Source organism: Streptomyces sp. MB09-01 (assembly GCF_033794505.1).
GTDB lineage: Bacteria > Actinomycetota > Actinomycetes > Streptomycetales > Streptomycetaceae > Streptomyces.
In genome coordinates, this window is the sequence record NZ_JARAYQ010000503.1 from 1 (window position 1) to 2528 (window position 2528).

3 protein-coding genes are annotated in these 2528 nt (G+C 71.1%); all 3 read left to right on the forward strand.

Features of this window, described 5'->3' with window-relative positions; translation table 11 throughout:
• Window positions 1-33 precede the first annotated feature (33 nt).
• The 3 genes from ssuE to PV721_RS42900 are packed head-to-tail and all read left to right on the forward strand — an operon-like array spanning window position 34 to window position 2470.
• The gene (gene ssuE, locus PV721_RS42890) at window positions 34-591 is read left to right on the forward strand and encodes an NADPH-dependent FMN reductase (protein WP_319734250.1); all 558 of its coding nucleotides are present in this window, start codon (window positions 34-36) and stop codon (window positions 589-591) included.
• A gap of 41 nt (window positions 592-632) precedes the next feature.
• Window positions 633-1667, forward strand: a complete 1035-nt coding sequence (locus PV721_RS42895; protein WP_319734246.1) for an ABC transporter substrate-binding protein — start codon at window positions 633-635, stop codon at window positions 1665-1667.
• An 8-nt stretch (window positions 1668-1675) separates the two neighbouring features.
• Window positions 1676-2470 carry an ABC transporter ATP-binding protein gene (locus PV721_RS42900; RefSeq protein WP_319734248.1) on the forward strand — a complete coding sequence of 265 codons (795 nt, stop codon included), beginning with the start codon at window positions 1676-1678 and terminating at the stop codon, window positions 2468-2470.
• Window positions 2471-2528: the final 58 nt, after the last annotated feature.

Sequence of the window (2528 nt, forward strand, 5' to 3'; positions counted from 1 at the left end):
GCCGGCTCCCCGTACGTCACCCAAGGAGCCCCCGTGCCCCACGTGCTCGCCATCACCGGCAGCCCCTCCGCCCACTCCCGTACCGCCGTCGTCGCCGACCACGTGCTGCGCCGCCTGGCCCACTCCGGCTTCGGGACCGCACACCTGGCCGTGCGCGAGCTCCCCGCCGCCGACCTGCTCGCCGCCCGCCGTGGCGAGCCCGAGATCCGCCGGGCGCTCGAAGCCGTCGCCGAGGCCGACGGCCTGGTCATCGCGACCCCGGTCTACAAGGCCTCGTACACCGGCCTGCTCAAGGCCTTCCTCGACCTGCTCCCGCAGGACGGCCTCACCAGCAAAACGATTCTGCCGCTGGCCACGGGCGGCAGTCTCGCCCACGTCCTGACCATCGACTACGCCCTGCGCCCCGTGCTGGCGGCCCTCGGCGCCCGGCACGTCACCGCCGGCCGGTTCGTCCTGGACTCCTCCGTCGAGCGAGGAGCCGGCCCCGACCGGCTGCGGCCCGAGGCCGAGCTCGACCTCTTCCAGGCGGTCGACGAGTTCGCCGACGCCCTGCGCACCGCGCCCGCCGCCGCGCTCACCACCGCTCCGTAACACGACGCCACCACGCACCCCGCACCGACAAGGACCCCGTCATGCCCGCAGCCTTCACCTCGACCCGCACCTCCCGGCGCCAGTTCCTCACCCTGCTCGGCATTTCGGCGGCCGCGGTGAGCTGCGGCACGGCCACCGCCAACGGCGGCGGCTCCGGCTCGCAGGTCAAGACCCTGAAGTACCAGGGGTCGGTCGGCGCCGTCACGCTCCCCGAACTCGCAGCCGACCTCGACTACCTGGACGACCTCAAGCTGGAGTGGGTCGGCAACACCACCAGCGGCCCGCAGGACATCCAGTCCGCCGCCACCGGCCAGACCCACTTCGGCAGCGCCTTCAACGGCGCCGTCATCAAGCTCGCCGCAGGCAAGGCCCCGATCAAGGCGGTCATCTCCTCCTACGGCTCGGACCAGTACTCCTACGCCGGCTACTTCGTCCTGGAGGACAGCCCGATCCGCTCCGCCCGGGACCTGATCGGCAAGAAGGTCGGCATGAACACCCTGGGAGCCCACTACCAGGCGCTGCTCGACACCTACCTCAGCCGCAACGGCCTCTCCAAGGCGGACGCGGCCAAGGTCGAAGCCCTGGTGATACCGCCGGTCAACACCGAACAGGCGCTGCGCGCCAAGCAGATCGAGGTCGGGGTTCTCACCGGCATCCTGCGCGACAAGGCCCTCGCCTCCGGCGGCATCCGCCCGCTGTTCACCGACGTGGAGCTGCTCGGCCCGTTCAGCGCGGGCACCTACATCATGACCGAGCGCTTCATCAAGCAGAACCCGGACACCGTACGGACCTTCGTGACGGGCGTGGCCAAGGCCATCGAGTGGTCCCGCACCACCCCGCGCGAGGAGGCCGTCGCCCGGATGACCGAGATCGTCAAGAAGCGCGGCCGCAACGAGGACAGCACCGCCCTGCAGTACTGGCGCTCCTACGGGATCGCCGAGACGGGCGGCCGGATACCCGACCAGGAGTTCCAGCTCTGGCTCGACTGGCTCGGCGAGCGCGGCGACATCAAGCAGGGGCAGTTCAAGCCGTCCGACCTCTACACCAACGAGTTCAACGCGTACGGAAAGGGGTGACGGCCACCATGACGAAGATCGTGTTCGAGGGAGTGCGCAAGATCTTCGGGGACTTCACCGCCCTCGACGGCATCGACCTGGAGATCCGCAGCGGGGAGTTCCTCGTGGTCGTCGGCCCCAGCGGCTGCGGCAAGTCCACCCTCCTCGACCTCCTCGGCGGCCTGGCGGCCCCGACGGCCGGGCGGATCATGCTCGACGGCAAGCCGGTCACCGGACCCGGCCTGGACCGGGGCATCGTCTTCCAGCAGTACGCGCTGCTGCCGTGGCGGACCGCCCAGGGCAACGTCGAGTTCGGCTTGGAGGCCACCGGTGTGCCGCGCCGGCAACGCGCCGCCCGGGCGAAGGAGTTCCTGGACCTGGTCGGACTGACCGGCTTCGAGGACCGGCACCCGCACCAGCTGTCCGGAGGCATGCGCCAGCGTGTCGCCATCGCCCGCGCGCTGGCGTACGACCCGGACGTGCTGCTGATGGACGAGCCGTTCGCCGCGCTCGACGCGCAGACGCGCGAGTCCCTCCAGGACGAGCTGCGCCGCATCTGGCAGAGCACCGGCAAGACCGTCGTCTTCATCACGCACGGCATCGAGGAGGCCGTCTACCTCGGGCAGCGGGTGGCCGTCATGACCTCCCGGCCCGGCCGGGTCAAGGAGGTCGTCCCGGTGTCCTTCGGCGACCGCGACGGACTGCTGGGGGAGGCCCTGCGGTCCAGCCCGGAGTTCGCCCGCTACCGGCATGAGATCTGGAACCTCCTCCACGACGAGGTGGCCCGCGCCCAGCAACTGGAGAAGGAGGCAGCAGCCGTATGACCACCGGAACCGACACCACCGCCCTGGCGGCCCCGGGCCACCCCGCCCCGGCCGGATC